Annotated in this window: 21 protein-coding genes and 1 pseudogene; 19 read left to right on the top strand and 3 right to left on the bottom strand. The window is 57.9% G+C overall.

All coding sequences use genetic code 11. The annotated features are described in order from the left end of the window. The first annotated feature begins 25 nt into the window (after positions 1-25). The 8 genes and pseudogenes from EC836_RS07375 (at position 26) to EC836_RS07340 (ending at position 11,644) form a co-directional block, all read left to right on the top strand. Positions 26-1,741: an autotransporter assembly complex family protein gene (locus EC836_RS07375; protein WP_199735047.1), complete on the top strand. Its 1,716-nt coding sequence runs from the start codon at positions 26-28 to the stop codon at positions 1,739-1,741. Further along, the gene (locus EC836_RS07370; RefSeq protein ID WP_123331609.1) at positions 1,738-5,511 is read left to right on the top strand and encodes a translocation/assembly module TamB domain-containing protein; all 3,774 of its coding nucleotides are present in this window, start codon (positions 1,738-1,740) and stop codon (positions 5,509-5,511) included. The genes EC836_RS07375 and EC836_RS07370 overlap by 4 nt, the downstream gene beginning before the upstream one ends. Positions 5,512-5,513: 2 nt before the next feature. Beyond that, positions 5,514-5,861: a gamma-glutamylcyclotransferase gene (locus EC836_RS07365; RefSeq protein ID WP_123331607.1), complete on the top strand. Its 348-nt coding sequence runs from the start codon at positions 5,514-5,516 to the stop codon at positions 5,859-5,861. A gap of 142 nt (positions 5,862-6,003) precedes the next feature. After that, a pseudogene (locus EC836_RS07360) lies at positions 6,004-6,333 on the top strand (DUF29 domain-containing protein). Between the two features lie 280 nt (positions 6,334-6,613). Beyond that, the gene (locus EC836_RS07355; protein WP_123331605.1) at positions 6,614-8,095 is read left to right on the top strand and encodes a cytosine permease; all 1,482 of its coding nucleotides are present in this window, start codon (positions 6,614-6,616) and stop codon (positions 8,093-8,095) included. Then, positions 8,095-9,822: a nitrilase-related carbon-nitrogen hydrolase gene (locus EC836_RS07350; RefSeq protein WP_123331604.1), complete on the top strand. Its 1,728-nt coding sequence runs from the start codon at positions 8,095-8,097 to the stop codon at positions 9,820-9,822. Before EC836_RS07355 ends, EC836_RS07350 begins: the two co-directional genes overlap by 1 nt. Before the next feature lie 39 nt (positions 9,823-9,861). Then, positions 9,862-11,046 carry a transporter substrate-binding domain-containing protein gene (locus EC836_RS07345; protein WP_123331602.1) on the top strand — a complete coding sequence of 395 codons (1,185 nt, stop codon included), beginning with the start codon at positions 9,862-9,864 and terminating at the stop codon, positions 11,044-11,046. Continuing rightward, complete coding sequence (locus EC836_RS07340; RefSeq protein ID WP_123331600.1) at positions 11,036-11,644, top strand: ANTAR domain-containing response regulator; 609 nt, start codon at positions 11,036-11,038, stop codon at positions 11,642-11,644. Before EC836_RS07345 ends, EC836_RS07340 begins: the two co-directional genes overlap by 11 nt. Positions 11,645-11,741: 97 nt before the next feature. Here EC836_RS07340 and ppa read toward each other — a convergent pair whose 3' ends face one another. Further along, positions 11,742-12,272 (bottom strand): inorganic diphosphatase, encoded by a 531-nt coding sequence (gene ppa, locus EC836_RS07335; protein ID WP_105592067.1) that lies wholly within the window; start codon positions 12,270-12,272, stop codon positions 11,742-11,744. A gap of 228 nt (positions 12,273-12,500) precedes the next feature. Then, positions 12,501-13,499: a class 1 fructose-bisphosphatase gene (fbp, locus tag EC836_RS07330; protein WP_123331597.1), complete on the bottom strand. Its 999-nt coding sequence runs from the start codon at positions 13,497-13,499 to the stop codon at positions 12,501-12,503. A 166-nt stretch (positions 13,500-13,665) separates the two neighbouring features. Here fbp and mpl point away from each other — a divergent pair, with 166 nt between their 5' ends. After that, positions 13,666-15,030, top strand: coding sequence for a UDP-N-acetylmuramate:L-alanyl-gamma-D-glutamyl-meso-diaminopimelate ligase (mpl, locus tag EC836_RS07325; RefSeq protein ID WP_123331595.1), 1,365 nt, complete (start codon positions 13,666-13,668; stop codon positions 15,028-15,030). Positions 15,031-15,150: 120 nt separating this feature from the next. Here mpl and yjgA read toward each other — a convergent pair whose 3' ends face one another. Next, positions 15,151-15,693 carry a ribosome biogenesis factor YjgA gene (gene yjgA, locus EC836_RS07320; protein ID WP_123331593.1) on the bottom strand — a complete coding sequence of 181 codons (543 nt, stop codon included), beginning with the start codon at positions 15,691-15,693 and terminating at the stop codon, positions 15,151-15,153. Between the two features lie 186 nt (positions 15,694-15,879). Here yjgA and pmbA point away from each other — a divergent pair, with 186 nt between their 5' ends. The 10 genes from pmbA (at position 15,880) to EC836_RS07270 (ending at position 23,574) form a co-directional block, all read left to right on the top strand. Then, entirely contained in the window at positions 15,880-17,220 is a 1,341-nt protein-coding gene (gene pmbA / locus EC836_RS07315) for a metalloprotease PmbA (RefSeq protein ID WP_123331591.1), read from the top strand. Between the two features lie 88 nt (positions 17,221-17,308). Continuing rightward, a complete protein-coding gene (gene cybC / locus EC836_RS07310) occupies positions 17,309-17,695 on the top strand; it encodes a cytochrome b562 (protein ID WP_123331589.1) in 387 nt (128 codons plus the stop codon). Positions 17,696-18,027: 332 nt separating this feature from the next. Continuing rightward, positions 18,028-18,363, top strand: a complete 336-nt coding sequence (locus tag EC836_RS07305) for a glycine dehydrogenase (RefSeq protein ID WP_255416833.1) — start codon at positions 18,028-18,030, stop codon at positions 18,361-18,363. A 63-nt stretch (positions 18,364-18,426) separates the two neighbouring features. Continuing rightward, positions 18,427-18,786 carry an SFCGS family glycine-rich protein gene (locus EC836_RS07300; protein WP_123331585.1) on the top strand — a complete coding sequence of 120 codons (360 nt, stop codon included), beginning with the start codon at positions 18,427-18,429 and terminating at the stop codon, positions 18,784-18,786. Then, positions 18,786-19,085, top strand: a complete 300-nt coding sequence (locus tag EC836_RS07295; RefSeq protein ID WP_123331583.1) for a DUF4312 family protein — start codon at positions 18,786-18,788, stop codon at positions 19,083-19,085. Before EC836_RS07300 ends, EC836_RS07295 begins: the two co-directional genes overlap by 1 nt. A gap of 33 nt (positions 19,086-19,118) precedes the next feature. Further along, positions 19,119-19,895: a DUF4311 domain-containing protein gene (locus EC836_RS07290; protein WP_123331581.1), complete on the top strand. Its 777-nt coding sequence runs from the start codon at positions 19,119-19,121 to the stop codon at positions 19,893-19,895. 13 nt (positions 19,896-19,908) lie between these two features. Further along, on the top strand, positions 19,909-20,553 hold the full coding sequence (locus EC836_RS07285; RefSeq protein WP_123331579.1) for a DUF4310 family protein: 645 nt from the start codon (positions 19,909-19,911) through the stop codon (positions 20,551-20,553). Positions 20,554-20,598: 45 nt separating this feature from the next. Further along, entirely contained in the window at positions 20,599-21,732 is a 1,134-nt protein-coding gene (locus EC836_RS07280; RefSeq protein WP_123331577.1) for an amidohydrolase/deacetylase family metallohydrolase, read from the top strand. Next, on the top strand, positions 21,716-22,837 hold the full coding sequence (locus EC836_RS07275; RefSeq protein ID WP_123331575.1) for a DgaE family pyridoxal phosphate-dependent ammonia lyase: 1,122 nt from the start codon (positions 21,716-21,718) through the stop codon (positions 22,835-22,837). Before EC836_RS07280 ends, EC836_RS07275 begins: the two co-directional genes overlap by 17 nt. Then, positions 22,834-23,574 (top strand): KDGP aldolase family protein, encoded by a 741-nt coding sequence (locus EC836_RS07270; protein WP_123331573.1) that lies wholly within the window; start codon positions 22,834-22,836, stop codon positions 23,572-23,574. The genes EC836_RS07275 and EC836_RS07270 overlap by 4 nt, the downstream gene beginning before the upstream one ends. Positions 23,575-23,627 lie beyond the last annotated feature (53 nt).

The following is a 23,627-nucleotide window of genomic DNA, read 5'->3' as shown; positions in this document are numbered from 1 at the left end:
CGTGCCACGAATTCATGTCTATTGCATGTCTTGTTTGCTGATCGCCGCACCGGCCGCAGAAGCGGCCAACGTGCGTTTACAGGTGACAGGATTATCCGGGGAATTACAGAAGAACGTCAGGGCGCGTTTATCCACGATTACTAACGACGAAGTGACCTCCGACGGGCGCTTTCGCTCGCGCGTGAGCGTGGCAGTCAAAGAGGGCCTGAAGGCGCTGGGATATTATGAGCCGCAGATCGATTTCGAGCTGCGTCCCGCTCCGGCAAAGGGCGGGCGCCCGGTGCTGCTGGCCAAGGTCACGCCCGGTGAACCGGTAAAAATCGCCGGTGAAACCATAATCTTACGCGGCGGCGCGCGCACCGACAGCGATGTGCAGCAGCTGGTGCGTGACGGAAAACCTAAGATTGGCAGCGTGCTGAATCACGGCCAGTACGACAAGTTTAAAAGCTCGCTTTCAGGCCTTGCACTGCGCAAAGGCTACTTTGACGGTGAATATCGCAAAAGCCAGCTCGGCGTGTCCGTCGAACGGCGCGAGGCCTTTTGGGACATCGACTACGACAGCGGCCAGCGTTATCGCTTCGGCCCGGTGACCTTTGAAGGTTCGCAAATTCGCGAAGACTACCTGCAAAACCTGCTGCCGTTTAAAGAGGGGGATTACTACACCTCGCGCGACCTGGCCGAGCTGAACCGCCGCCTGTCCGCCACCGGCTGGTTTAACTCCGTGGTGGTGGCACCGGAGTTTGATAAAAGCCGTGAAAACAAAATATTACCGCTGCACGGCGTGGTAACACCGCGTACGGAAAACACCATTGAAACCGGCGTGGGCTACTCGACCGACGTTGGCCCGCGCGTTAAAGCGACCTGGAAAAAGCCGTGGGTGAATGACCGGGGACACAGTTTCTCCACCAGTGCGAATATCTCCGCTCCCGAGCAGCAGCTGGATTTCAGCTACAAAATGCCTTTACTGAAAAGCCCGCTGGAGCAGTACTACCTGCTGCAGGGCGGCCTGAAACGCACCGATCTTAACGATACCAAAGCCGATTCCAGCACGCTGGCGGCTTCACGCTACTGGGACAGCTCCAGCGGCTGGCAGCGGGCGATTAACCTGCGCTGGAGCCTCGATCACTTTACCCAGGGGAGCGTGACCAACACCACAATGCTGATCTATCCGGGCGTCAGCGTTAACCGCACCCGTTCACGTGGCGGCCTGATGCCGACCTGGGGTGACTCGCAGCGCTACTCGCTGGACGTATCCGATACCACATGGGGATCGGACGTCGACTTCGCGGTGGTGCAGGCGCAAAACGTCTGGATCCGTACCCTGGAAGACAAGCACCGCTTCGTGGTGCGCGGCAATCTCGGCTGGATCGAGACCAACGATTTTGAAAAAGTGCCGCCCGATCTGCGCTTCTTCGCCGGTGGCGATCGCAGCATCCGTGGTTACAAATACAAAGGTATTTCGCCGCGCGATGACGACGGCAAGCTGACCGGTGCCTCCAAGCTGGCCACCGGCTCGCTGGAGTATCAGTACAACGTGACGGGCAAATGGTGGGGCGCGGTGTTTGTCGACTCTGGTGAAGCCGTTAACGACATCAAGCAAAGTAACTTTAAGACCGGCGCGGGCTTCGGCGTGCGCTGGCAGTCGCCGGTAGGGCCAATCAAGGTGGATATAGCCCGCCCAATCGGCGACCAGGACGATCGCGATATTCAGTTTTACATTGGACTGGGGCCTGAACTATGAAGTGGTGGAAAAAAGGCCTGATTGGCATTGTGATATTTATCGTACTGCTGCTGGGCGGTATTGCGTTCCTAATCGGCACCACCAGCGGCCTGCACCTGGTGCTGAACTCCGCCGCCCGTTGGGTGCCGGGGCTGGAAATCCAGCAGGTCAACGGCGGCTGGCGCGATCTGACGCTGAAGGGCGTCAAATACGAGATGCCGGGCGTTTCGGTTAACGCCGGAGAGTTTCACCTGGCGCTGCGGCTGGGCTGCCTGAAGCAGAGTGCGTTCTGCGTGAATGACCTCTCGCTAAAAGACGTTTATGTCGCCGTGGACAGCAAACAGCTGGCTTCATCGGAGAACCCGCCGGTTGAGGATGAATCCACGACCGGCGAAATCAGCACGCCGTACCCGCTGACCCTGAGCCGACTGGCGCTGCATAACATCAATGTGAAGATTGACGACACGGCGGTGTCGCTGGCGGACTTTACCAGCGGCATGCACTGGGAAGGGCGCGGCATGACGCTGACGCCAACCCATATTCAGGGACTGCTGATCGCCCTGCCGAAGGTGGCTAAGGTCGCCAATGAAGAAGTGGTTCAGCCGAAAATCCAGGATCCGCAGCCGGAAGAAAAACCGCTGGGTGAAACCCTGAAAGCGATGTTCGAGCAGCCGCTGCTGCCGAATCTTCCCGAGTTCACCCTGCCGCTGGACGTCAATGTGCAGCAGATCCTCGGTGAACAGCTGCGCCTGACCGGCGATACCGATATCACCGTTAACCGCCTGCTGGTGAAAGCCAAAACCGAGAACAATCATCTGGCGCTGCAAACGCTGGATGTCGACGCGGTTCAGGGGCAGCTCAACGCGCAGGGGGAAGCCACCCTGAGCGGCAGCTGGCCGATGAACTTTACCCTTAACGGCGCGTTGAATATCGATCCGTTGAAGGGTGAAAAGATCAAAATAACCCTCGGCGGCGATCTGCGTGAAACGCTGACCCTGGCGTTGAACCTGTCCGGCCCGGTGCGTGCCCAGCTGGATGCCGATACCCGTCTGGCCGAAGCGGGGCTGCCGCTAAACATGATGCTGCAAAGCCCGCAGCTGCGCTGGCCGCTTGAAGGTGAAACGCAGTACGAGGCGGATAACTTCAACTTCAGCTTCAAGGGCAAAGCGACCGACTACGTGATGTCGCTGAAGGCGGCGCTACAGGGGCAGGGTGTACCGCCCGCCACGGTGACGCTGGACGGTAAAGGTAACGTTGAGCAGTTCGCCATCGAAAAACTCAGGCTGGCCGCGCTGCAGGGCACCGCCGATCTGAAAGCACTGGTGGACTGGAGCAAGGCGATCAGCTGGAACAGCGAGCTGACCCTGACCGGCATCAACACCGCGAAGCAGTATCCGGACTGGCCGGCGAAGCTGGACGGCAAAATCACCACCCGCGGCAGCCTGTACGGCGGCAGCTGGCAGATGCGCGTGCCGGAGCTGAAGCTGCGCGGCAACGTGCGTAACAACGCCATCAGCGCCGACGGTACGCTGTACGGCAACAGCTATAACCAGTGGGATATTCCCGGCATCAAGCTGATTCTGGGGCGTAACAACGTCAACCTGAAAGGTTCGCTGGGCGACAAACTGAATTTGGATGCGGATATCGACGCTCAGCATCTGGATAATGCGCTGCCGGGCCTCGGTGGGGTGGCGAAAGGCACCATTCGCGCGCGCGGCGATCTGAAAACGCCACAGCTGCTGGCCGATCTGACCGCCAGCGGACTGCGCTGGCAGGAACTGCGTATTGGCCGCGTGCTGCTGAAAGGTGACGTCAGCTCCGGCGAGCAGATTCAGGGCAAGCTGAATCTGCGGGTCGATCAGGTGAAGCAGGATGCATTGTCGATTTCGCAGCTGATCCTGGATGCCAGCGGCAGCGAGAAGCAGCATCAGCTGAAGCTCACAATGCAGGGCGAGCCGGTCTCCGGCCAGCTGGCGCTGAACGGCAGCTTTGACCGCGCCACGCAGCGCTGGCAGGGCACGCTGAACAATACCCGCTTTGACACGCCGGTCGGTGAATGGCGCTTAACCCGTGCGATAGCCCTCGACTACCTCAATACGAAGCAGACCATCAGCATCGGGCCGCACTGCTGGCAGAACCCGAACGCCGAGCTGTGCGTGCCGCAGACGGTGGAAGCCGGTCCTTCGGGCCGTGCGCGGGTGGTACTGAACCGCTTTGATCTGGCGATGATTAAACCGTTTATGCCGGAGGAAACGCAGCTCAACGGTTCATTCAGCGGCGATGCCGACGTCAGCTGGACCGCCGACGGTGCGCTGCCAACCGGGCGCATCTCGCTGAAGGGCAACGGCGTTAAAGTGGCGCAGGACGTGCAGGGCAATACGCTGCCGATCGCCTTCGATACGCTGAACCTGAACGCGGGGCTGAAAAATGGCCGCGCGCAGCTCGACTGGCTGATCCGCATCGCCAACAACGGCCAGCTGGACGGCAACGTGCAGATTGCCGATCCGCAGGGGCGGCGTACGCTGTCCGGCAACGTCAATATCACCAACCTGTCGCTGGCGATGCTGAATCCGGCGCTGATGCAGGGCGAAAAAGTCACCGGCGTGCTGAACAGCAACCTGCGCCTGGGCGGTAACCTGCAAAAACCGCAGGTCTTCGGTCAGCTTGGCCTGCGTAATGTGGATGTGGAAGGCAGCTTTATGCCGGTGGACCTCACCACTGCCAACCTCTCGATGCTGTTTAACGGTATGAGCTCGACGATGGAAGGGGTGATTCAGACCTCGCAGGGCCAGATTGCGCTCAACGGTAATGCCGACTGGAGCCAGCTGAATGCCTGGCGGGCACGCGTCGCGGCGAAAGGCGATCGGGTGCGGGTAACTGTGCCGCCGATGGTGCGGATGGACGTATCACCGGACCTGGTGTTTGAAGCCACGCCGGAACTGTTCAATCTTGATGGTCGGGTGGATATTCCGTGGGCGCGCATTACGGTGCAGGAAGTGCCGGAAAGCGCCGTGGGCGTCTCCTCGGACGAGGTGCTGCTGGATAAAAATCTGCAGCCGATTGCGCCGAAATCGACCTCAATCCCGATCAACAGCAACCTGATTATCCACGTCGGTGATGATGTGCGCCTCAGCGCCTTTGGCCTGAAGGCGAAACTTAACGGCGATCTGAAGCTGGTGCAGGACAAGCGCGGGCTGGGGCTGAACGGCCAGATCAACATTCCGTCCGGGCGCTTCCATGCCTACGGCCAGGATCTGATAGTGCGTAAGGGTGAGCTGCAGTTCGCCGGTCCGCCGGATCAGCCGTATCTCAACATCGAAGCGATCCGTAACCCGGAAGCCACCGAAGATGACGTGACCGCAGGCGTACGCGTCACCGGGCTGGCCGATGAACCGAAGGCGGAAGTCTTCTCCGACCCGGCGATGTCGCAGCAGGAAGCGCTTTCCTACCTGCTTCGCGGCCAGGGTTTGCAGACTACCGGCAGTGACAGTGACGCATTAACTTCCGCCCTGGTGGGATTGGGGGTTGCACAAAGTGGTCAAGTTGTGGGTAAAATCGGCGAGACCTTCGGTGTCAGCAACCTGGCGCTCGATACTGCAGGCGTTGGCGACAGCCAGCAGGTGCAGGTCAGCGGCTATGTGCTGCCGGGTCTACAGGTAAAATACGGTGTTGGCATATTTGATTCACTGGCGACGTTAACGCTGCGTTACCGCCTGATGCCCAAACTCTATTTGGAAGCAGTGTCTGGCATAGATCAGGCTCTGGATGTGCTTTATCAGTTTGAGTTCTAGCAATGCGAATAATTGTCTACGGCAGTCTGCGACGCAAGCAAGGTAACAGTCACTGGATGACGAACGGGCAGTGGTTGGGCGATCATCAGATCGACGGCTATGAGCTCTACAGCCTTGGTCATTACCCGGGTGTGGTTCCGGGTGAGGGACAGGTCTATTGTGAAGTTTATCGGATAGATGCCTCAACCCTGGGGGAGCTGGATGCTCTGAGAGAAACCGGCGGGGAGTATAAGCGCGAGCTGCTACAAACCCCGTACGGTAGTGCGTGGCTGTACGTGTATCAGCGTTCCGTCTCAGGCAGAAAGCGCATCGTTAGCGGTGACTGGCTGCAACGAGATGCCGGAGAATAACGGCCTCTCCTGAAAACAAAAACACCGCTCAGTGAGCGGTGTTTTTTTTGCTCCGCAGCTGGCCCCGGTTTGCCTGGAAATCCTGTTAATGCCTGGCGAGCAAGAAGACTCACCTTGATGGAGCGGGAGCGTACGCTACCTTTTGACGCCTGGCCGCTTCTCTGAAAGACTACAACTGGAATCACGCCTCGAAGTATTACTGCAGCATTTGTTGAAATGGGAGTTTCAACCCAGCCATCAGGGAAGAAGGTGGCAGCTGACGATTGCGTAACAACGCCGAAAAATCGTGCGCCGACTGGCGCGTAATCCCAGTTTAAAAAATGAGCTTTCCGTCCTGATGGCGGATGCTTATGGCGATGCGATCCTTTCTGCGGCGAGTGAAACGGGCATTGATGAGAAACATTTCCCGCTGCTCTGCCCCTGGAGTGAGGCACAGATACTGGACCCTGAGTTCTATCCCGCCAGCAAATAAGAGTGCAGCCTGCGCTATTGTGGTGCAGTTCGCGCCCTGGTCCCCGTCAGATCGGTGTTAACCCCTTGTATTTATTCCTACCTCATAAGCTGGCACCGCTTTTGCAAGATGCAGATACCGCCATGGCCGGATTCGCTCCGGTACAGGCAACGGCGCCTGCTGCGGAAGAACTGATGCTGTTGTGCGAATCATCGCCTGACAGATAACAATTATTGACCGGCAAAGAAGCCCCGCTGACTCACTGTAGTCAGCGGGGCTTTTTTTATTTGGAGAGACAATCATGGGAAAACTGAAGCAGTGGTTCCAGGGGCCGCAGGATATTACCGAGGCGGAAGCCGTTGAGGACTATGCGGTGGGACGGGTGCCCACCACCTATCGCTGGCCGATCCCGGCCATTATTCTGGTGCTGTTGGGTAACTCGACGGCGATGTTCTGGTTCAGCCTCGGGGCAGATATGAGCTACACGGTCGGCTGGCCGACGCTGCTGTTACCGATTGCCTATATGGTTATTTTTGCTACCGTAATTGGTGCCTGCATTATGAAGCTGGCGAGTAAAGAGGGGCTGTCGCTTAACCTGATGACGCGCGGCCTTGGCTTTGGCTATATGGGATCGGCATTTACCTCGCTGATTTATGCTATCAATTTTATCTTCTACTTCCTGTTTGAAGGCACCATCGTCTCGCATGCGATCGCCAACTATGCCGGAGTGGCGGTTAACTCACCGACCGGGATCGCCATTTTCGCGGCGATGGGGCTGGTGGCTATCTGGTTTGTGTGGAAGGGCATGTCTTCGATGCAATTTTTGCAAACCTGGGGCGTACCGATCTTTATCCTGCTGTTTGGTTTCTGCATCTGGCAGCTGACCCACGACTACACGCCGATAGGCTTCTCTGGCTGGCACGCGAAAGGTGATGTTGATGCCAACGCACTGTGGCTGGTGATGAACATGGCGAACGGTCAGATCGTCTTTCAGGGACTGATGGCAACCGACTATGGTCGCTTTGCCAAACCGGGTATCAGCCACAAAGGCACCGCGACGATCATGCTGGGGATGCTGCTGCCGATTGTGGTGGTGATGCTGTTCGGCGCGTTTATGGCCTACACGCTGATGCCGTCGATCGCCGAGGGCGATCCGTGGGCGCTGGCGCTTGACCCTGGCTTTGTCTTCCCGTTGATTATTGCTCTGACCGGCGTGTTGTTCGCGGTTATCACCCAGATCCGTATCAACGTACTGAATCTTTACTCTGGCTCGATTGCGCTCTCCAACACCATGGATATGGCGTTTAACTACCGTCCGGGCCGCCAATGGTGGATGGTACTGGTCTGGGCGCTGGGCGTGCTGTTCTACGTCTGCAACATTTTGCAGTACACCGGTACCTTCCTGTCGATTACCGGCATTCTGACCAATACCTGGGTCTTTATCATCCTGGCCGACTACTTTATCTGCCGCAAAGTGTTCAACCTCGCGCCCAGCGATTTCGTCGAGTACCGCAAAGAGTATCTGCGCATGTGGAATCCCTCCGGGACTATCGCGCTGCTGGTTGCGGTAGCGATTGGGGCGGCGGGCGTGCTGGGTCTTTACCCGATGGTCTACGCCTCGTTTATTGCCATGCTGGTGGGGCCAGTGATCCATGTAGCCATCAGCGTCGCAACGCGCGGCCAGTACTATTTCAAAACCTTCCCGCAGGATATGAAAACCAGCTGGCGTCCGTCTGACGCCTACAGCGGACCAAAACCCGTACTGACTCAGGAGGCAGAATAATGCAGGGACACTCACTGAAGGTTGCCGCAATCCAGTTTGAACCGACCCAGTTTCGTCACCAGGAGAATATCCAACAGCTGCTGGCGCTGAGCGAGCAGGCAGCGCAGGAGGGCGCGCGTCTGATTGTCCTGCCCGAGATGGGCACCACCGGCTACTGCTGGCAAAGCCGGGAGGAGGTTGCCCCCTTTGTGGAAACCGTACCCGGCGCAACCACCGAACGTTTTACGGCACTGGCCGCGCGCCACGACTGCTACCTGGTGGTCGGCATGCCGGAAATCGATGCGCAGGATGGTCTCTACTACAACACCGCAGTGCTGATCGGCCCACAGGGGGTGATTGGCCAGCATCGGAAAACCCATCCCTATATTTCTGAGCCGAAGTGGGCGGCGAATGGCGACCTCGGCCATCAGGTGTTTGCAACGCCGATTGGCAACATTGCACTACTGATCTGCATGGATATCCACTTTATCGAAACGGCGCGGCTGGCGGCGCTCGGCGGTGCCGGGATCATCTGTCATATCAGTAACTGGCTGGCGGAGCGCACCCCGGCGCCGTACTGGATTACGCGGGCGTGGGAGAACGGCTGCGCACTGATTGAGAGTAACCGCTGGGGTCTGGAGCGAGGCGTGCAGTTTAGCGGCGGCAGCTGCGTGATGGACAGTGACGGCACGCTGCTGGCGGCCTGCGACGGCGGTGACGCGATTGTTGCGGCAGAAATTACCGTGCCGGACTATCGCCGTGCGCAGGATAACCCGTGGCTACGCCGGCGCCGTCCGGCGCTGTATAAAGCGCTGATGACCGATACTTACAGCTGGAACCCGCAGGACTTCTTCACGCTCTATGGGCTACAGCCCTTACCGCCGGGTAAGGCCTCTCGCGTAGCGGTCGGGCAGTTTACGCCGGGGGGGGGGATCGAGGCCAACCTGGCGCTGATTGTGCAACAGGCCCGGCAGGCACACGCCGCTGGTGCTGAACTGCTGGTGCTGCCGGAGAAAGCCTTAACCGGCAGCAATGTGCAGCAGGCCCTGATGCTCAGCAGCCACCACCTCGCAGAGCTGCAGAGCATTGCCATCACGTTTTCGCTTCATCTGGTGTGCGGGCTGATTGAAACCGATGGGGGGCGGTACTTTAACAGCGTGGTGCTGGTTGGCCCGGAGGGGATTGTGGGTAGCTATCGTCAAATCCACCTCAGCGCAGCGGACAGCCAGTGGGCCACGGCGGGTGAGCGGTGGGCGCATTACGATCTGCCGTGCGGTCGCGTGGGATTGTTGATCGGCGACGATCTTTTGCTGCCGGAATCTGCCCGCGTGCTGGCCCTGCACGGCTGCGATATCGTTGCCTGCCCGGCCGCGCTCGGCCAGCCGCTTTCGCTGGCACATGAGGGAACCTCGGTGCCGCACAGCTACCCCATTCCCCGCGCGGCCGATGCGTACCACTGGCTGCTGCCACGGGTACGGGCGGGGGAGAATAATCTGTGGCTGGCCTTTGCCAACACCCAGGATGCATCTCAGGGCAGCGTGGGTCTGAGTGGTATTTACGGGCCGGATACCTTTGCTTTCCCTCGCAGTGAAGGTTTTCAGCTGGCAGAACAGGGCGTGACCACGATGGCGATTGATACCGGCGGGCTGACCGGCGGCTGGCCGACCCATGTCGTGCGGCGCAAGGACCTGGTACGTATGCGCCAGCCGCACTACTATAAAGCGCTGGTAGCGGTGAATCTGGACTAATTCCGAGCGGCCCTGCGGGGCCGCCATGCAGGAGTAAACATGCAGTTAATCTCAACCGGGGATGGCAGTGATAAAAAAACGGTGATCCCGGTGGGTATCCTCTATTCGGTATCCGGTAATTACGGCGTGATTGGCCGTGAAATGCTGAATGGTATTATGCTGGCGATCGAAGAGATCAATGCCGATAGCGCCTACGGTTTTACCCTGGCGCCGATCGTTTACGATCCGGGCGGTTCCCTCGATAAATACCATGAATACTGCCACGATCTGCTCTATCGCCACGGCGTAAAGCACATTATTGGCTGCTATACCTCGGCTTCACGCAAGCAGATCCTGCCGCTGATCGAAGGGGCCAACGCCCTACTGTGGCATTCCCCGCGCTATGAAGGTTTCGAAAGCAGCAGCAACGTAGTTTACCTCGGTGCGGCACCCAACCAGCACGTACTGCCGATGATCCGCTATCTGCTCGCCCGCCAGCCGCAGCCGCAGATCTACCATATTGGCTCAAACTACGTCTGGTCGTGGGAGATTGACCGCATCACGCGGGAAAGTATCGAACCGGCCGGCGGTAGGGTGATCGCCAGCCAGCTGCTGCCGCTGGGTGCGGGCGATGTGGCGGTGATAGTGGCAGACATTATCGCTAAGCGCCCAACGGTGGTGCTGGCCACGCTGGTGGGCGCTTCTGCCTATCATTTCTATCAGGCCTGGCAGCAGGCAGCGGCGTTGCATCCGTTTCTGCGCACGCCGGGGTTGTTGAAACTCAGCCTGACGCTGTGCGAACCGGAAGTGAAAATGATCGGGGCCGCCGCACTGGAGGGGTACCTGGTCTCCGCCGCATGGTTTCAGTCCATCGACAGTGAAGCCAATCGCCAGTTTCTTTCCCGTTATGCCGCGCGTTTCGGCGAAGCCAGTTCACCGTCGGTCGATGCACAAACCGCGTGGCTGGCTGGCCAGTTCCTCGCCCGCTCGCTGATGCAGGCCGGATGTGATGACGTTGCCGCTGTACGCGGTGCGCTGTGGCAACAGGAAATTGATGGCCCGGCGGGTAAGGTCCGGATTGATGCGGAAAACAATCATGCCTGGCTGACGCCGCATCTGGCCCGCTGTGAAAACGGTGTGTTGCAGGTGTTCTGGCAGGGCGACGGGCCGGTGCAGCCGGACCCGTGGCTGACGTGGGTGGAGTTAGAGCAGGTCCACATCGGGGAGGTGACCGGTGCGCCCTGATAAGATCCGTCTGCGCGGGCTACGCGCCTGTGTGATCGGCTGCGACCGCCGGGACACGCAAAACCTGCAGCTGCAGTTGACGCGGTTGGGAATGGAAGTGGCTTTTTATGCCGAGTTTCCGCCGCAGGCGGTTTTTGACAGCGCCGATGTGGTGCTGTTTGACGCCGACAATCCGGTGCTGTTTCACCCAACCGATCGTCTGGCGTGGCCGGCATTGCCGAAAATCGCCCTGTCGATGATGGAAACTCCATCGCGCCTGCAGTGGATTGTTGACCAGCAGATTGCCGGGTACCTGCGCAAGCCGGTACGTTCGGATGGGGTGATGACTGCGTTAATGCTGGCGCTGCACGGCTGGCATCAGCGCTGTCAGCTGGAGCAGCAGATAAAAAGGCAGGAGGAAAGGTTAAAGGCACGGCGATACGTATTCGGCACTCAGCTGTTGCTGATGCAGTCACTGGCGCTGGATGAAGCGGCGGCGTACAGCCTGATGCGCACGCTGGCGATGCAGCAACAGAAAACCATTGAGCAATACAGCTGTGATGTGCTGGCACATCCGCAACACGCGCTGGCACTGGCACACGAGGTGCTGAAGGCATAAAAAAATCCGGGAACGCGAACGCCCCCGGATTTTTCTGACTCCGCGCCGACAGCCGCCGAACATTGTGAATTTCGGCTTGATCGGTCAGGTCTCGGTCTTATTTCTTAGCAGCGCGCTCGAAAGAAGAGACGATTTCAGCTTTAGCGGCTTCAACGCCTTCCCAGCCGTCAACCTTAACCCATTTGCCTTTTTCCAGCGCTTTGTACTGCTCGAAGAAGTGGGTGATCTGGCCGCGCAGCAGCTCTGGCAGGTCGTTCACATCCTGGATGTGCTCGTACTCTTTGCTCAGCTTGCTGTGTGGTACCGCAACAACCTTGGCATCTTCGCCAGATTCATCGGTCATCTTCAGTACGCCAACCGGACGGCAGCGGATCACTGAACCAGGCTGCAGCGGGTACGGGGTTGGTACCAGCACGTCAACCGGATCCCCATCCAGAGACAGGGTGTTGTTGATGTAACCGTAGTTGCACGGATAGAACATTGCTGTCGCCATAAAGCGGTCAACGAACAGAGCGCCAGACTCTTTGTCTACTTCGTATTTGATCGGAGAAGCGTTAGCCGGGATCTCGATAACAACGTAGATGTCATCTGGCAGGTCTTTGCCCGCTGGTACATGGTTCAGGCTCATTCTGAGTTCCTTAAATCATATTAGGTTGAGTGCCGGGTATTATAGCCAGGTCAACTTTAAAGTCCTGCGCTTTTTCAGCGTTTAAGAATACGTCGGAGCGATAGCAGATTCTTCCGAGCGGGCGGGTGCTGAAAAAGGATGGGTGATTCGCTGACTTGCCCCGTTCACCAAACGAATAAGCAGATCTACAAAAGAGCAGGGCGGTCATCTGACCGCCCTGCTTAACCGTTAGTTGTCCGGGAATTCCCGCAGGAAACGTTCGGTATCATCCACCATATGGTCGTTGCCGACGAAGAACGGTGAACGCTGGTGCAGCGTTTCGGGGATCAGATCCAGAATACGGTTTTGACCGTCGCTGGCCTTGCCGCCCGCCTGCTCCGCGAGGAACGCCATCGGGTTGCACTCATACAGCAGGCGCAGTTTACCTTTCGGGTGGCTGGCCGTGCTTGGGTACAGGTAGATGCCGCCCTTCAGCAGGTTGCGGTGGAAGTCCGCCACCAGAGAGCCGATGTAGCGTGAGGTATAAGGACGATGAGTTTCCAGATCCTCTTCCTGACAGAACTTGAGGTACTTCTTCACGCCCTGCGGGAATCGAATGTAGTTACCTTCGTTAATGGAGTAGGTGTAACCCTTCTCCGGGAAGGTCATCCTCTCGGCGCTGAGGCAGAATACGCCCAGTGACGGATCGTAGGTAAAGGCGTGAACGCCATAACCGGTGGTGTACACCAGCATGGTGGACGAACCGTAAACCACATAGCCCGCTGCGACCTGCTGGCTACCCGGCTGCAGGAAGTCTTCTTCGGTAACCGGCGTACCCGGAGGGGTGATACGGCGGTAAATTGAGAAGATCGTTCCAACGGAAACGTTTACATCGATATTTGAAGAACCGTCGAGAGGGTCCATCAGGACCACGTACTTACCGTTTTCCACACCTTCGAAGATAACGATCTCGTCTTCTTCTTCAGATGCGATACCGGCAACGATACCCCTGGCCTTCAGCGCGGCTTTCAGTTTTTCGTTTGCGTACAGGTCGAGCTTCATTTGTTGCTCGCCCTGCACATTTTCAGCGCCGCTTGCGCCAAGAATATCAACCAGGCCTGCTTTGTTGATATCGCGGTGGATGATTTTTGCGCCCAGTTTGATCGCGGAGATCAATGAGGTCAGTTCACCCGTTGCGTGCGGAAAGTCGTGTTGCTTCTCGACGATAAATTCGCCTAACGTTTTCATAACACAATCCCTGAATCTGCGGTTGAGTAGCAGCCTGTTTTACAAACTGCAACGTATGCGTACGCAGTTTAGCCGATTGAACGGTAAAGAACATAGGGTAAATCCGTTTCTTCCGCTCGATGGGGGCGCTACACTGTGCGACGAACTTTTAAGGAAAAGACCTTTTATGCGTATTCACATCCTCGGTATCTGTGGCACCTTCATGGGCGGCCTGGCGATGCTGGCACGTTCGCTGGGGCACGACGTCACCGGCTCCGATGCTAACGTCTATCCGCCAATGAGCACACTGCTGGAGAAGCAGGGCATTGATTTAATTCAGGGTTATGATGCATCCCAGCTCGATCCGGCACCGGATCTGGTGATCATCGGCAACGCGATGAGCCGGGGTAATCCCTGTGTCGAAGCCGTGCTGGAGCGTAATATTCCTTACCTTTCCGGGCCTCAGTGGCTGCATGATTTTGTTCTGCGCGACCGCTGGGTTATCGCGGTAGCAGGAACTCACGGAAAAACCACCACGGCGGGCATGGCAGCGTGGATTTTACAGGCCTGCGGCTATGAACCGGGCTTTGTGATCGGCGGCGTGCCGGGCAATTTCGAGGTTTCAGCAAATTTAGGAAAAAGCCCATTTTTTGTCATTGAAGCGGACGAGTACGACTGTGCGTTTTTTGACAAGCGTTCCAAATTTGTTCACTACTGCCCGCGCACGCTGATCCTCAACAACCTCGAGTTCGATCACGCGGATATCTTTGACGATCTGCGGGCGATTCAGAAGCAGTTCCATCATCTGGTGCGTATTGTTCCGGGACAGGGGAAAATCATCCTGCCGGAGAACGATGCCAACCTGAAGCAGGTGATGGCGATGGGCTGCTGGAGCGAGCAGGAAATTGTCGGCGATAACGGACACTGGCAGGTGAAAAAGCTGGTCCCGGATGCTTCCCGCTGGGAAGTGTATCTCGACGGTGAGCGGGTTGCTGAGGTGAACTGGTCGCTGGTGGGCGAGCACAACATGCAAAACGGCATGATGGCGATTGCCGCCGCGCGCCACGTTGGCGTGAAGCCGGAAGATGCCGGCCGTGCGCTTAACGACTTTATCAACGCCCGTCGTCGCCTGGAACTGCGCGGTGAGAGCAACGGCATCAAAGTCTACGACGATTTTGCCCATCACCCGACGGCAATCCTCGCCACGCTGGCGGCGCTGCGCAGTAAAGTCGGTGGCACCGCACGCATTCTTGCCGTGCTGGAGCCGCGCTCCAACACCATGAAAATGGGCATCAGCAAGGACGATCTGGCTCCGGCGCTGGGCCGCGCCGACGAAGTCTTCCTCTTCCAGCCTCACCACATTCCGTGGCAGGTGGTGGAAGTCGCGGAAGCCTGCGTGCAGCCCGCTCAGTGGAGTGCGGATGTCGATACGCTGGTTGAGATGATTGCCAAAAAAGCCCAGCCTGGCGACTACATCCTGGTGATGAGCAACGGCGGGTTCGGCGGTATTCACCAGAAGCTGCTGGATCGTCTGGCGAAAGCGGAAAAGTAACGAACGTGTTCACGGCGGCAGTCGCATTGCTATCGTAATGCGGCTGTTTCCGAAAACGCTTACCCGAACCGGATTCAATATCAGGACAGGGCGCACGAGTTGCAGCCCTGTCCATGCGGGTTACGCTTCGGCCAGCTCGCGCAAATACTGGAAGATTTGACGATAGGCTTTAGGCGGTTTGTTCTCCGCTTTCTCTTTCTGCGCGTTGCGAATCATCGCGCGCAGCTGCTGACGGTCGGCATCGGGATACAGATTCAGCACGTCCGGTACGGCATCATCACCCTGCTCAACCAGACGATCGCGCAGCACTTCCAGCTTGTGGAACAGCGCAACCTGCTGGTTGTGGCGGTTTTTCAGCTTATCCAGCGCGATGCGGATCGGCTCTTCATCACGCGAGCGCAGCATCTTTCCGATCAGCTGCATCTGACGGCGACGGCCCTCTTTTTTAATCTTCTGCGCCAGCTCGATCGCGGCACGCAGATCCTCATCCAGCGGGATGCGGTCCAGGGAGTTTTTCCCCAGTTCTACCAGCTCGGCGCCCAGGCGTTTCAGCTCTTCGGCGTCGCGTTTAATTTCACTTTTACTGACCCAGATAATCTCGTCGTCTTCTTCTTCTTCGTTATCGGGTACGTCGTCGAGCCAGTCTTCGGGCTGCTTGGTCATGGTTAGGCTCCAAAAAAAGAGGCTAATGCTATCAGGAAATTTCGGCTACTGCGAAATTGTTCTCTGAGTCTGTTAGACTCAAATTAACCCTTATCACCCATGCGCGGTTTTGCAGGTGGTTTAAAGCTCAGGATATGAACGAGTTAGACCACAGGGAAACCGCACTGTTAATTATACGGCAGGTCGATGAAATTACTCTCCCAAGTTGCAGAACAGCGAAAAATCCTGGAACAGGCGGTCGCGACGGCACTCGAACTGGCAAAAGCCGGTTCTGATGGGGCAGAAGTCGCGGTAAGCAAAACTACCGGCATCAGCGTGAGCACGCGCTATGGTGAAGTGGAAAATGTCGAGTTCAACAGCGACGGTGCGCTGGGCATTACCGTTTATCATCAGAACTGCAAAGGCAGCGCCTCATCGACCGATCTCAGCCCGGAAGCGATTAAACGTACCGTTCAGGCGGCGATCGATATTGCCCGCTACACCTCACCGGATCCGTATGCGGGCGTTGCCGATCGCGATCTTCTGGCGTTCGATGCGCCGGATCTGGATCTGTTCCACCCCGCTGAGATCGATGCCGATCGTGCTATCGAACTGGCCGCGCGTGCGGAACAGGCTTCGCTGAATGTCGATAAACGTATTACCAATACCGAAGGCGGCAGCTTTAACAGCCACGTGGGGATTAAAGTGTTTGGCAACAGCCACGGCATGCTGCAGGGCTACTGCTCCAGCCGCCACTCTCTTTCCAGCTGCGTGATTGCCGAAGAAAATGGCGATATGGAGCGCGATTACGCCTACACCATCGGACGGGCCATCACCGACCTGAGCTCACCGGAGTCGGTGGGTGAAGAGTGCGCCCGCCGTACGCTGTCGCGTCTTTCTCCGCGCAAGCTTTCTACTATGAAAGCGCCGGTGCTGTTCGCCGCCGAAGTGGCCACCGGCCTCTTCGGTCACCTGGTGGGTGCCATCAGCGGCGGCAGCGTCTACCGCAAATCGACCTTCCTGCTGGACTCCCTCGGCCAGCAGATCCTGCCGGACTGGCTGACCATTCAGGAACAGCCGCATCTGCTGAAGGGCCTGGCCTCCACGCCGTTCGACAGCGAGGGTATCCGCACGCAGTCCCGTGACATCATCAAAGACGGCGTGCTGCAAACCTGGCTGCTGACCAGCTATTCGGCGCGTAAGCTGGGGCTACAGAGCACTGGCCACGCGGGCGGTATTCACAACTGGCGCATTGCCGGTCAGGGCCACAGTTTTGAACAGATGCTGAAGCAGCTGGGCACCGGCCTGGTGGTGACCGAGCTGATGGGGCAGGGCGTAAGCGGTATTACCGGTGACTACTCGCGCGGCGCATCCGGTTTCTGGGTGGAAAACGGGGTGATTCAGTATCCGGTCAGTGAAATTACCATCGCCGGCAATCTGAAAGATATGTGGCGCAATATGGTCAGCGTCGGTAGCGATATTGAAACGCGCAGCAATATTCAGTGCGGATCCGTTTTGTTACCAGAAATGAATATTGCCGGACAATAATTTAACAATTTACGCGTAATATAGAAGGCGACTGTGAAGTCGCCTTTTTTTTGCAGCATGATACCCGTTTATAAAAATAGGATCTGATATGCGTAAATTATTAATTGCAATGTTGAGCTCTGCCCTGTTGTGCGCCGCATCCCCGCTGCTGGCGCAGGATCTTGAAGGTGATATGGACGTCCTGAAAGGTGCTTTAAGGACGGTACAGAAAACCGATGATAAGGCGGAGATGGTGCGCGCCTTAAGCGATATGCGCACCGCTGCCAGCGATGCGAAAACCCACACGCCGGATAAGCTTGAGGGGCAGCCCGCCGACAGTTCGCAGGTGAAGGACTATCATGCCGAACTGGATAAGCTGATTGGTCAGATTGACGCCAGCCTGAAGCTGGCTAACGCCGGCGATTTGGCCGGTGCAAAGGAACAGGCGAAGCAGTTTGCCGCCACCCGTGACGAAGGCCATAAGAAATTCCGCTAGCCACTACGGCTAATTACTCAGGGCCCCACCAGGGGCCTTTTTTCACCATAAGTTTTTCTTCTTTCATCGTTATTTCCCCTTCGCGATAACCTCACTTTTATTCCCGTAACGCACGGAATATGCGGAATGTTTCGTTTTTTTCGCCGTAAATTTCAAACTTAAATTAAAAACGCACATTTCAACGTTTTTGCGAGCGGGATCGCTCCTGTGGCCATTATTTCCGTTTCGAAGTGGAAAAAGTCGTTCTCCACAGTCGCGCCCTCCGGCAGTACTTTATTTGCATCAGCAAAAAGGTTTCTGGTCTACGCCGAAACGTAACACAGGGGATCGATGTGAGTAATGGAACGTTGTCGGCCACAGAACGCAGCGACGAAATTCAGGCTCTGGCCGAGCAGGTGATGACGCAGATTGCCGGACTGTTTGCCGAACGCACCATCGTGCCTAATGCGGTGCAGCAGCAGATGCTTACCTCACACGTTAAGGCGATGGCGCTACGTTCGCTGACCGGCGAACCGCTGCCGGAAGTGGAAGCGGAACTGTTTGAAGACATTTCAGCAGAGTCGATGGTACTGGCACAGCAGGTGGTGGATCTGTTTGGCAACCTGCCCAAAGAGGAAGCCTGGCTCCTCTCCGTTCATTTTGAAGTGGCGAAAGAAAACGCCTTGTGAGCTGGGTAGGCTTGCCGCTACCGACAGCACGCGTAATAACCCATTAAATTTAAGGAACACAGCATGTCTCAAATTATTGTCGTGATCGGCGATCGTTTAGGTAAAGGCCAGAAAGTCGCCGCAGGCGTCGAGAAGGCGGGCGGTAAAGCCATTGTGGTACCGGGCGTGGCGGCGGATATGAAGCTGGGCGACGTGATGAAAGCGGAAAATGCCACCTTCGGCATCTCATTCTGCGGCAGCGGCGGTGCCGGTGCGATCACCGCGCAGACCAAACATGGCTATAAAGCGAAATACGGCATGCGCTCCGTCGATGAGGGCGTCACCGCCATCAATGAAGGCGCAAACGTGCTGGGCTTCGGCTTTATGGATAAAGAAGAGCTGGGCGAGCGTCTGGTGCAGGCCTGGCAGAAGAAGCACGGCTGATGAAAGAGCAATTCACCACGACGGTGAACGTCAGCGGCAAGGGCGACAGCAAGGGCAAAGCCTTTGCCGATGCCCTCAGCCGGGTACAAAACACCGTACTGAAATCCACCAGCAAAATCCTGCTGCGCATCGAACCGATTGACGTTCAGGTCCTGCGGGCCACGCAGAGCGTGAAAACCGAGAAGTTTCTGTTCTTCTTCCTCGCGCGCGAACGACGGCTGTACAGCGTGGAACTGGCGATTACCGTCAATGTTTCGGTGATTGATGCCGAGCAGGTGGATTTTTCCTCGAAAAGCTAAAAACGTTGGGCAATAAAACTAAAGGAAAAGCTGATGTTTTTAATCATTTTATTTAAATCGCTGATTATCGGCGGGCTGGTTGGGGTCGGCGTGGGTGCCGGTGCCGCCCGCATGTTTCACGCTCCCACCTCCCAGGGAATGGGCGCATTTCGTACGCTGGGTGAACTGAACTCCTGTGAGGGCGATCCGGCTTCTCACTTCTCCTTCGGACTGGGCTTCTTCTTTAACGCCTGGGCGTCATCGGTTGCCGCCGGTTCCTTCACCCAGGATGTGGATCACCGCATTATCCCGAACTGGGGGGCGGCCGCACTGATGGTGAAAAACCGCAACGTGGCAGAAACTCTGCACAACCCGAAAAAGATGGCGATTGCCTGCGGCATCATTGGGATGATCGTCGTGGCGTTCCTCAACTCCACCGCTTCCGCTGTTCCCGCTGCGCTGCAGGTGACGGCGGTTAAAGTGCTGGTTCCGGCCGCGAACCTGCTGGTCAATACCGTGATGCCGGTGATCTTCTGGCTGGCGGCCATCGATGCCGGTAAGAAATCCGGCTTCTGGGCCACCATTTTCGGCGGGCTGGCGCAGCTGATCATGGGCAATGCCGTACCGGGCCTGGTGCTGGGTATCCTGATTGGTAAAGGGGTGGAAGAGGCGGGCTGGAACCGCGTCACCAAAGTGATGATGGTCGCCATTGTGCTGCTGTTCGTGCTGAGTGGTTTCTTCCGTGGTTTCGATATGAAGGTACTGGAATCCTTCCAGCTCGGCGTACCGGGCTGGCTGGAAATGATCCACAACTCCCTGAGCGGCAAATAAGAGGACGATGGCAATGGAAGAGTCAAAACGCGGTTTCTGGTACGACGACTGGTCATTCCCGATCTTCGTCGGCCTGCTTTCTGCCGGGGTGTTCGCCGGTACACACATGTATTACGTCTATGGCCTGGGCGCTTTCAACGAAGTGGCTTTTGTTTCGATGCTGCGTTCGGGCATGGAAACCGGCGTCTATGGCGCGGTCGCGGCCTTCGGTGCCAGCTTCCTGTTTGCGCGCATTATTGAAGGCTCGCTGGTCGGCATCCTCGACATCGGTGGCGCAATCCAGACCGGTATTGGTCTGGGCGTTCCTGCGCTGCTGCTGGGGGCGGGCTTCGTTTTCCCGGTCGCTAACTTTGCCGCCTCGCTGGCCACCGGAATGGTGCTCGGGCTGGCGGTGGGCTATCTCATTATTCTGGCACGTAAATTTACCATTAATAACAGCGACTCCACCTACGGCGCGGATGTGATGATGGGTGCGGGTAATTCCTCGGGTCGCTTCCTCGGGCCGTTGATTATCCTCTCCGCGATGACCGCATCCATTCCGATCGGCCTGGGGTCGCTGGTGGGTTCACTGCTGTTTTACCTTTGGGGTAAACCGATTACCGGCGGGGCCATCCTCGGCGCGATGGTACTGGGTGCCATCTTCCCGATCGCCCTGTAATCACTCAACGTGGCGGCCAGCGCCGCCACGATCCGGAGGTTCACCATGTATGACCTGATTATCCGCAATGCCCGCCTCAGCGATGGCTCGTTGAGCGATGTGGCGGTGCTGGCGGGGAAAATTGCCGCTACGGGCACCGTCACCGGCCCGGCAGCGCGCGAGTGGGATCTGGCCGGGCGCTTCTGGCTGAGCGCGGGCTGGATTGATTCACACGTTCACTGCTATCCCAAATCCCCGATTTATCACGATGAGGCCGATCGCATCGGCGTCGATACCGGTGTTACCACCGTGATCGATGCGGGCAGCACCGGGGCCGACGACGTTGACGATTTCTGGCAGCTGACGCGCGACTGCAGCACCCGGGTTTATGCGCTGCTGAACATCGCCCGCAGCGGCATCCTGACCCAGAACGAACTGGCGGATATGGCCAGAATCGATGGTCCGGCGCTGAAAGCCGCACTGCAGCGCCGCCCGGACTTTATTGTCGGCCTCAAGGCGCGCATCAGCAGCAGCGTGGTTGAGCAAAACGGCATCAGGCCGCTGGAGCGGGCAAAAGCGATACAGAAGGAGAACGGTGATTTACCGCTGATGGTGCACATCGGCAATAACCCACCGAATCTGGATGAAATCGCCGATCTGCTGACCGCCGGTGACATCATCACCCACTGCTACAACGGCAAGCCCAACCGCATTCTGACGCCGGAAGGCCAGCTGCGTGCGTCGGTCAGCCGGGCGATTCAGCGCGGCGTGCGGCTGGATGTCGGCCACGGCTCCGCCAGCTTCAGCTTTGAGGTGGCGCGAGTGGCGATTGCCCAGGGCATTCTGCCGCAGACCATCAGCTCGGATATTTACTGCCGTAACCGCATTAACGGCCCGGTACACAGCCTGGCGCACGTCATGTCGAAGTTTCTGCACGTGGGTATGACGCTGTCGCAGGTGATCGACTGCGTGACCGTTCACGCCGCGGACGGCCTGAAGCTGGAGGGAAAAGGGCGACTGGACGTGGGCTGTGAAGCCGATCTGACTATTTTTGACCTGCTGCAGCAGCCGTGTGTTTTCACCGACTCTGACGGCCAGACGCTGGCAGGTAATACGCAGCTGGTACCGCTTGCCGCGCTGGTGGGCGGGCAGGGATTCCTCACCGATGAAGGGAAAAAACGTAATGACTTCAGTTTATGAGAAATATGGCCTGAAACAGGTGATTAACGCCTCGGGCCGCATGACTATCCTGGGTGTGTCGACCCCGGCGGCAGACGTGGTGGAGACGGTGAATTACGGTCTGAACCACTACTTTGAGATGAAAGACCTGGTCAACAAAACCGGTGCGTACATTGCCGGGCTGCTGAACTGCGAAGCGGCGGTGGTGGTGTCCTGTGCGTCCGCCGGGATTGCGCAATCCGTTGCTGGCGTCATCGTTCAGGACAACGACTGGCTGCTGGAAAACCTGCACGCCGCGCCGCTGACCGTGCCGCACGATATCGTGCTGCCGAAAGGCCACAACGTGAACTTCGGCGCGCCGGTCGGCACCATGGTGGCGCTCGGCGGGGGTCGCCTGGTGGAGGCAGGCTACGCCAACGAGTGCTCGCCCGAGCAGCTGTCGGCGGCGGTCACACCAAACACGGCGGCGATCCTCTATATCAAATCTCACCACAGCGTGCAGAAGAGCCACCTTAGCGTGGAGCAGGCGGTCGCGGTCGCGCGTCAGCACGGCGTACCGCTAATTGTGGATGCCGCAGCCGAAGAGGATCTGCTGGCCTACACCGCACTGGGCGCGGATCTGGTGATCTACAGCGGAGCCAAAGCCATTGAAGGGCCAACCAGCGGGCTGGTGATCGGCAAACTTCAGCAGGTTGAGTGGGTTAAGCGCCAGTCGCAGGGCATTGGTCGGGCGATGAAGGTGGGCAAAGAGGGCATTCTTGGCCTGACCCAGGCGATTGAAAATTATCTGGTGCAGGAAAAAGCCAGCGGTGCGCAGATGGTCGAGAAAATGACGCCGTTTATCACCAACCTGAACGGTCTGAACGGCATTCAGGCACGCGTGGTCTGGGATGCCGCCGGGCGTGATATCGCCCGCGCGGAGATCCACTTCGACGAGTCGCGCATCGGCATGAGCACCGGCGCGATAGTGCAGGCGCTGAAGACCGGCGAGCAGGCGATCTATTTCCGTGGTTATAAGGCCAACGAGGGCATTGTTGAGGTGGACGTGCGCAGCGTATCCGCCCCTCAGCTGCACCAGATTTTTACCGCTATTCAGGATTTACTCGCCGGGGGAAAACAGGCATGAAGCTGACACCAAAATTTTATCGCGACCGGGTCTGCCTTAACGTACTGGCCGGTTCTAAGCAGAACGCCCGTGATGTCTGGGAAGCCGCAGAAGGTCACGTGCTGGTCGGCGTGCTGTCAAAAAAGTACGACAGCGTGGACAGCGCGGTGACAGATATGCGCAAGTATGCGGCGCTGATCGACAACGCGCTGTCCGTCGGGCTGGGCGCGGGCGATCCGAACCAGTCTGCGATGGTCAGTGCCATCTCCGCACGGGTTCAGCCGCAGCACGTGAATCAGGTTTTCACCGGCGTCGGCACCAGCCGCGCGCTGCTCGGCCAGACGGAAACGGTGGTCAACGGCCTGGCGTCACCAACCGGTCGCCCAGGCTGGGTGAAAATCTCCACCGGCCCGCTGAGCTGTAAAGCGGAAGACGGCATTGTGCCGGTCGCGACGGCGATCGCCATGCTGAAAGATATGGGCGGCAGTTCGGTCAAATTCTTCCCGATGGATAAAATGGTCGATATCAGCGAGTTCCGCGCGCTGGCCGAAGCCTGTGCCCGGAACGACTTCTGGCTGGAGCCGACCGGCGGTATCGATCTGAAGAACTATGAGACGATCCTGCGCATCGCGCTGGATGCCGGGGTGACGAAAATTATCCCGCACATCTACAGTTCAATTATCGATAAAACCACCGGTCTGACCCGTCCGGCGGATGTCGCCACGCTGCTGGCAATCACCCGCAAAGTCATGGCGTAAGCCCAATTCCCGCCGCCGGACGATCGTTTGGATCCTGCGGCGGCGGGGAATGC

Origin of the sequence: Erwinia sp. JUb26, from assembly GCF_003751505.1 — a bacterium.
GTDB lineage: Bacteria > Pseudomonadota > Gammaproteobacteria > Enterobacterales > Enterobacteriaceae > Erwinia.
This window is presented reverse-complemented; position numbering and strand designations above follow the sequence as displayed.